This window comes from Exiguobacterium alkaliphilum 12/1 (genome assembly GCF_000714435.1).
GTDB lineage: Bacteria > Bacillota > Bacilli > Exiguobacteriales > Exiguobacteriaceae > Exiguobacterium > Exiguobacterium alkaliphilum.
In genome coordinates this window covers 184,788-191,078 of sequence record NZ_JJMW01000069.1, presented here as the reverse complement: position 1 = coordinate 191,078, position 6,291 = coordinate 184,788, and the positions used below count along the sequence as shown (strand labels likewise).

Annotated in this window: 5 protein-coding genes; all 5 read left to right on the top strand. The window is 54.0% G+C overall.

The features are described from left to right. The first annotated feature begins 149 nt into the window (after positions 1 to 149). The gene (gene putP / locus RT52_RS15470) at positions 150 to 1,637 is read left to right on the top strand and encodes a sodium/proline symporter PutP (protein ID WP_034818278.1); all 1,488 of its coding nucleotides are present in this window, start codon (positions 150 to 152) and stop codon (positions 1,635 to 1,637) included. Positions 1,638 to 1,724: 87 nt separating this feature from the next. Next, positions 1,725 to 2,918, top strand: a complete 1,194-nt coding sequence (locus tag RT52_RS15465) for a CapA family protein (protein WP_081852739.1) — start codon at positions 1,725 to 1,727, stop codon at positions 2,916 to 2,918. Positions 2,919 to 3,045: 127 nt separating this feature from the next. Beyond that, positions 3,046 to 4,260, top strand: coding sequence for an argininosuccinate synthase (locus RT52_RS15460; RefSeq protein WP_034818276.1), 1,215 nt, complete (start codon positions 3,046 to 3,048; stop codon positions 4,258 to 4,260). Continuing rightward, on the top strand, positions 4,253 to 5,635 hold the full coding sequence (gene argH, locus RT52_RS15455) for an argininosuccinate lyase (protein WP_034818274.1): 1,383 nt from the start codon (positions 4,253 to 4,255) through the stop codon (positions 5,633 to 5,635). Before RT52_RS15460 ends, argH begins: the two co-directional genes overlap by 8 nt. A 109-nt stretch (positions 5,636 to 5,744) precedes the next feature. After that, positions 5,745 to 6,275, top strand: coding sequence for a biotin transporter BioY (locus RT52_RS15450; protein WP_034818272.1), 531 nt, complete (start codon positions 5,745 to 5,747; stop codon positions 6,273 to 6,275). Positions 6,276 to 6,291: the final 16 nt, after the last annotated feature.

The following is a 6,291-nucleotide window of genomic DNA, read 5'->3' as shown; positions in this document are numbered from 1 at the left end:
TTGGGTGTTGCACTTAATTTTATAATTCATCTTGGTCAATCATGAAAGTAAGACGTGCAACCTATTCATTTTTGTGACAAAATTTTGTCAAGACATGATATATATAGTTTGTAAGCGTTTTCAACTCATGAACGGTAGGGGGAAAGAGAATGAACGGTATTTTGATTTCAATCACGATTTACATGGCGCTCATGGTGCTTCTCGGCATCGTCGCCTATCGCCGGACGAGCAGTATCGGTGATTACATGCTCGGCGGGCGGGCGCTCGGTCCGGGTGTGGCAGCTTTATCGGCCGGCGCCTCGGATATGAGCGGCTGGCTCTTAATGGGCCTCCCGGGTGCGATGTTCGCGACAGGACTTTCAAGTGGATGGATCGTCATCGGGTTGACGATTGGTGCATACTTGAACTGGCTGCTCGTCGCCCCGCGTCTGCGGACGTATTCGTATTTGTCTGAAGATGCGATTACGATTCCAGACTACTTTGAAAAACGGTTCAAAGATACACGAGGAACGCTCCGTACGTTCTCGGCCGCGGTCACACTAATCTTCTTCACGCTGTATGCGACGAGCGGGTTCGTCGCCGGCGGACGGTTGTTCAACGCCGTGTTTGGCATCGAGTTCGTCACGGGCGTCTTGATTTTGGCTTCCATCATTATCATTTATACGTTCATCGGCGGCTTTTTGGCCGTCAGTTGGACCGACTTTGTCCAAGGACTCATCATGTTGTTCGCCCTCATCTTCGTTCCGGCGATCGCCATCACGGCAACGGACGGCGTCTCGAACGCGTTCCAAACGATCGGCGACATCGATCCGGCACTCCTCGATCCATTGACAGGGCAATCGTTGATCGGAATCGTCTCATTGTTCGCATGGGGTCTCGGCTACTTCGGGCAGCCGCACATCATCGTCCGCTTCATGGCGATTGAAAAGTTGAAAGATATTAAAACGGCACGCCGCATCGGTATCTCTTGGATGGTGTTCACCGTCGTCGGGGCGATGGCGACCGGATTGTTCGGACTCGCCTACTACACGCAACAAGGGTTAGACATCGACAACCCGGAGAACATCTTCATTAACTTGTCTGACTTATTGTTCGTCGACTTGATTACCGGTGTGCTCTTAGCGGCCCTCCTTGCGGCCATCATGTCGACCATCTCGTCACAGCTCCTCGTGTCATCGAGTGCCGCGACGACGGACTTCTATCAAAAGTTTTTCCGTAAAGGTGCCGGTGATCGCGAGCTCGTCATGGTCGGACGCATCACGGTCATCCTCGTCTCGGCCGTCTCGATTTGGCTCGCCCTCGGTGCAGACGATACGATTCTCAACCTCGTCGGATACGCGTGGGCCGGCTTTGGCTCCTCGTTCGGTCCGCTCATCTTGTTCAGTTTGTTCTGGAAACGGACGACGCGTCAAGGTGCTCTCGCCGGTATGTTGACCGGCGCCATCATCGTCATCGTCTGGAAGAATTTCGCCGCCGGTTGGTTCGGGACCATCGGTGAGCTATACGAAATGATTCCGGCGTTCTTCTTGTCGGCGCTCGCGATTTACGTCGTCAGCCTGATGACGCCACCGCCGAGTCAGACGATCACGAACGAATTCGAGGAAATGGAACATATTTTAAAACGAGAACGAGTATGACGCGATGTACCAGGTGCTTTTCGCCTGGTACATTTTTTTACGTCGTGACGAGGAATTCATGACAGTCTCGTCGAAAAGAAGAAATAAATGATTGCACTTCGTGTAACCTATCGAAAGGACGTGACTTGTCAGTTGAAACGGACCCCTATTTCTTTGAGGCTCGTCGTTCCATTATCGATCCTTCTATTAGCCGGCTGTGCCACCGCCGAGGTCGAACCAAGCGTCGGGGACCAGGCCGAGACGCCGCCAGTCGAGACCGAACAACCGCCAGAACCCGTTGCACCGGTCGAACCGGAGCCGGTCATTACGACCGCCTCCGTCTACGCTATTGGCGATATTTTGTTACATGACTCGGTGTATAACGCCGCCGCGACCGATGATGGGTTCGACTTCAACCCTGGTCTTCAGGCCATCGCCCCGATTCTACAAGGCGCGGATATCGCTATCGCCAACCAAGAGAGTATGATTGGGGGCAGTGAGATCGGCCTGTCGAGCTATCCGGCGTTCAACAGCCCGTACGAGATTGGAGACGCGTTACAACAAGCCGGGATCGACCTCGTCACGACGGCGAATAATCATACGCTTGACCGCGGCGTGAGGGCGATCGAGAACTCGATTGACCATTGGAACGCAATCGGGATGCCGTATACCGGTTCATTCATCTCAGAAGAAGACAAAGCGAACATTCGGACGCTGACGGAGAACGATATCTCGTTCGCCTTCCTCGCCTATACGTACGGGACGAACGGCGTCGTGCCGAAACAGCCGTATCATGTCAACTACATCGATTTGGACTTGATTCGCAGAGACGTCGAGAAAGCGGAAGACGCGGCCGACCTGACCGTCGTCTCACTCCATTTCGGTAACGAATACGAGCCGCTCCCGAACGCGTCGCAAGAAACGCTCGTCCAAGAGTTGGCCGACCTCGGCGTCGACATCATCATCGGCCACCACCCGCACGTATTGCAACCGGTCGCCTGGGTGGACGGGGCGAACGGCAATCGGACGTTCGTCGCCTACTCGCTCGGTAACTTCTTATCGGGTCAACAAGGCGATGAGCGGAATACCGGTGGCATCGTCGGGATCGAAGTCGTCAAGACGACGCTCGAAGACGAGACGACGTTCGAACTCGCCAACCCGGTGTTTTATCCGACGTTCACCCGTCGCTCGAGCGCGGGCTATTTTGAAGTCGTGCCGCTACAGCAGGCGAAGCCGGAACTGTTCACACCGACGAGTGAACATGTCTCGCAATGGATGCCTGAACTTGAAATTATGCAATGAAAGAAGAGTCACTTTTCAAAGTGATTCTTTTTTTGTTGAAAAAGGGTTGCTTTCCATGAGAGCATCCGTTAAAGTAAGTCGTATATTTATAAATACAGATGAATAATTATGTATAAGGGGTGTATAGATGATGAAACAAAAACTCGTGCTCGCATACTCTGGTGGTTTGGATACATCGGTCGCAATCAAATGGTTAGATGAACAAGGTTATGATGTCATCGCCTGTTGCTTGAACGTCGGCGAAGGAAAAAACTTGGATCAAATTCAACAGAAAGCACTAAAGGTCGGTGCGGTCAAATCAGTCGTCATCGACGCGGTCGATGAATTCGTGAACGACTTCGCTCGGTACTCGATGCAAGCCCACACGATGTATGAGGGCGTCTACCCGCTCGTCTCCGCCCTATCGCGCCCGCTCATCTCGAAAAAATTGGTCGAGGTGGCACAAGCGGAAGGTGCGGTCGCCGTCGCACACGGCTGCACCGGGAAAGGGAACGACCAAGTCCGGTTCGAGGTCTCAATCCACGCGCTCGACCCATCACTTGAAATCATGGCTCCGGTCCGGGAGTGGAAATGGTCACGTGAAGAAGAGATTGCCTATGCGGCAGAGCACGGTATCCCGATTCCGATCGTGCAAGAAGAACCGTTCTCGATTGACCAAAACATTTGGGGACGTGCCGTCGAGTGCGGCATCCTCGAAGACCCTTGGGCGGCTCCTCCGGCGAGCGCATACGAACTGACGGCTCAACTTGAAGACACGCCGAACGAACCGACACTCGTCGAAATCGAATTCAAGCAAGGGGTCCCGGTCGCCATCGACGGCAAATCGGCCTCGTTCACATCGATTCTAGAAGAGTTGAACATCGTCGCCGGTGCCCACGGTATCGGGAAGATTGACCACATCGAGAACCGTGTCGTCGGGATCAAGTCACGGGAAGTATATGAGGCACCTGGTGCGATGACGCTCATCACCGCCCACCAAGCACTCGAGGCGTTGACGCTCGTCCGTGAAGTTGCCCATTTCAAACCGATTGTCGAGCAGAAATTGACCGAGACGATTTACAACGGCCTTTGGTTCTCGCCGCTCACGAAGGCGCTCCTCGCCTTCATCGACGAGACGCAACAGACGGTGACCGGAACGGTACGGATGAAGCTCTTCAAAGGGCAAGCGATCGTCGATGGACGGAAGTCACCAATCTCGCTTTACGACGAAAAACTCGCGACCTACACGTCGGCCGACACGTTCGACCAACAGGCTGCCGTCGGCTTCATCAAGTTATGGGGACTGCCGACGAAAGTACAAGCGGAAGTGCTCGCTGAGAAAGGAACGATGGTGCATGAGTAAACTATGGGGCGGTCGGTTCGAACAGACGGCTAGCGAATGGGTCGACGAGTTCGGGGCATCGATTCACTTCGACCAAGCGCTCGTGCTCGAAGACATCGAAGGGAGCATCGCCCACGTGACGATGCTCGGGGAGCAAGGGATTTTGACTTCGGCTGAAGTCGATCAAATCGTCGGTGGTCTCCATACGCTCGCAAAAAAGGCGAAACAGGACGCGTTGACGTTCAAGGTTTTCCATGAAGACATCCATATGAACCTTGAGGCGCTGCTTCATGAAGAGATCGGTCCCGTCGCCGGTAAGATGCATACGGCCCGGAGTCGAAACGACCAAGTCGCGACCGACATGCATCTTTATTTGAAGAACCGCGTCATCGAGACGATTGCGGGCATCGAGTCGGTGCAACAAACCCTCGTCTCTCACGCCTCACAAAACATCGAGACGGTCATGCCCGGCTATACGCATTTGCAACGGGCCCAACCGGTCTCCCTCGCGCACCACTTGCTCGCATATTTTTGGATGCTCGAGCGCGACAAGGAGCGCTTTCTTGACAGTTTGAAACGAATCGACATGAGTCCGCTCGGGGCCGGTGCGCTCGCCGGGACGACGTTCCCCATCGATCGCCATCGTTCAGCCGAACTGCTCGGCTTTAGCCGTGTCTATCCGAACAGCCTCGACGCCGTGAGCGACCGTGATTTCATCTTGGAATATTTGTCGAACGCCTCGCTCCTCATGATGCACTTGTCACGCTTTTGCGAAGAGTTGATTTTATGGAGCAGTGAAGAGTTTAAATTCATCACGATCTCAGACGTGTTCTCGACCGGTTCGAGCATGATGCCGCAGAAGAAGAACCCGGACATGGCCGAACTCGTTCGTGGTAAATCTGGTCGGGTCGTTGGGAATTTAATCGGGCTGTTGACGATTATGAAAGGTCTTCCTCTCGCCTACAACAAAGACTTGCAAGAAGACAAAGAAGGCATGTTCGATACCGTCAAGACGGTCCAAGGCAGCCTCAGCATCATGGCCGGGATGATTCAAGACATGACGTTCCACGCGGATACGATGAAACGAGCGACCGAGCGCGACTTCTCGAACGCGACCGAGCTCGCTGATTATTTGTCGGCGAAAGGGATGCCGTTCCGGGAAGCGCACGAAGTGACAGGCACGCTCGTCCGTCACTGCATTGAAGAGCGTCTCTACTTGTCAGAGCTTCCGCTCGAGACGTATCAAGCCCATAGCGCGTTGATCACCGAGGACTTATATGACGCATTGTCCCCTGTGACGGCCGTCGCACGCCGAAACAGCTACGGCGGAACCGGCTTCGATGCGGTTCGAACGCAGCTAGACGAGGCGAAACAAAAATTACCGACGCACGCCTAATCGATGAAGACCACGTCATTTATGACCTGGTCTTCATTTTTTGCTTGTTCATTTCCTCAAATAATGTTAACCTAGTTTTAGTCAACGTTAACAGAAAAGGGGTTTACATATGAAAATCAAAGATATCACGCAAATCGCCATCGGGGCGGCGCTGCTCGCGAGCATCGGTTCCATTGCCATCCCGATCGGTCCAGTGCCCATCACGCTCCAAATGCTCGGCATCATGACCGTCGCCTCGATCCTCGGTGCGAAGAAGGGATCCCTCGCCGTCATCGTCTATTTGTTGCTCGGCATGATTGGCCTTCCGGTGTTGAGCGGCTCAGGCGGCCTCGCCCCGTTCGTCGGTCCGACGGTCGGCTATTTACTATCGTTCCCGATTGCGGCCTATTTAATCGGTTATTTCTCTGAGCAACACCGGTCCTTCCCGGCGCTCGTGACGTACAACCTCGTCTTCGGCCTCGGGCTCGTCTACCTACTCGGTAGCCTCGGGTTGCAAGTGATGCTCGGGTTGTCGTTCCTAGACGCCTTGACCGTGAATATCCCGTTCATCATCGGGGATACGTTAAAAGCGCTGCTCGCCGCATTCCTTGCAGTCAAGGTGACGGCCAACAAGCAGGTACAACGTTCGCTTGCGTCTTGAGTACATCGACGCGTTT

Bases quoted from the DNA above. Each gene is read 5' to 3' on its own strand.
- putP (WP_034818278.1), top strand. From the start codon at position 150: ATGAACGGTATTTTGATTTCAATCACGATTTACATGGCGCTCATGGTG.
- RT52_RS15465 (WP_081852739.1), top strand. From the start codon at position 1,725: ATGATTGCACTTCGTGTAACCTATCGAAAGGACGTGACTTGTCAGTTG.
- RT52_RS15460 (WP_034818276.1), top strand. From the start codon at position 3,046: ATGATGAAACAAAAACTCGTGCTCGCATACTCTGGTGGTTTGGATACA.
- argH (WP_034818274.1), top strand. From the start codon at position 4,253: ATGAGTAAACTATGGGGCGGTCGGTTCGAACAGACGGCTAGCGAATGG.
- RT52_RS15450 (WP_034818272.1), top strand. From the start codon at position 5,745: ATGAAAATCAAAGATATCACGCAAATCGCCATCGGGGCGGCGCTGCTC.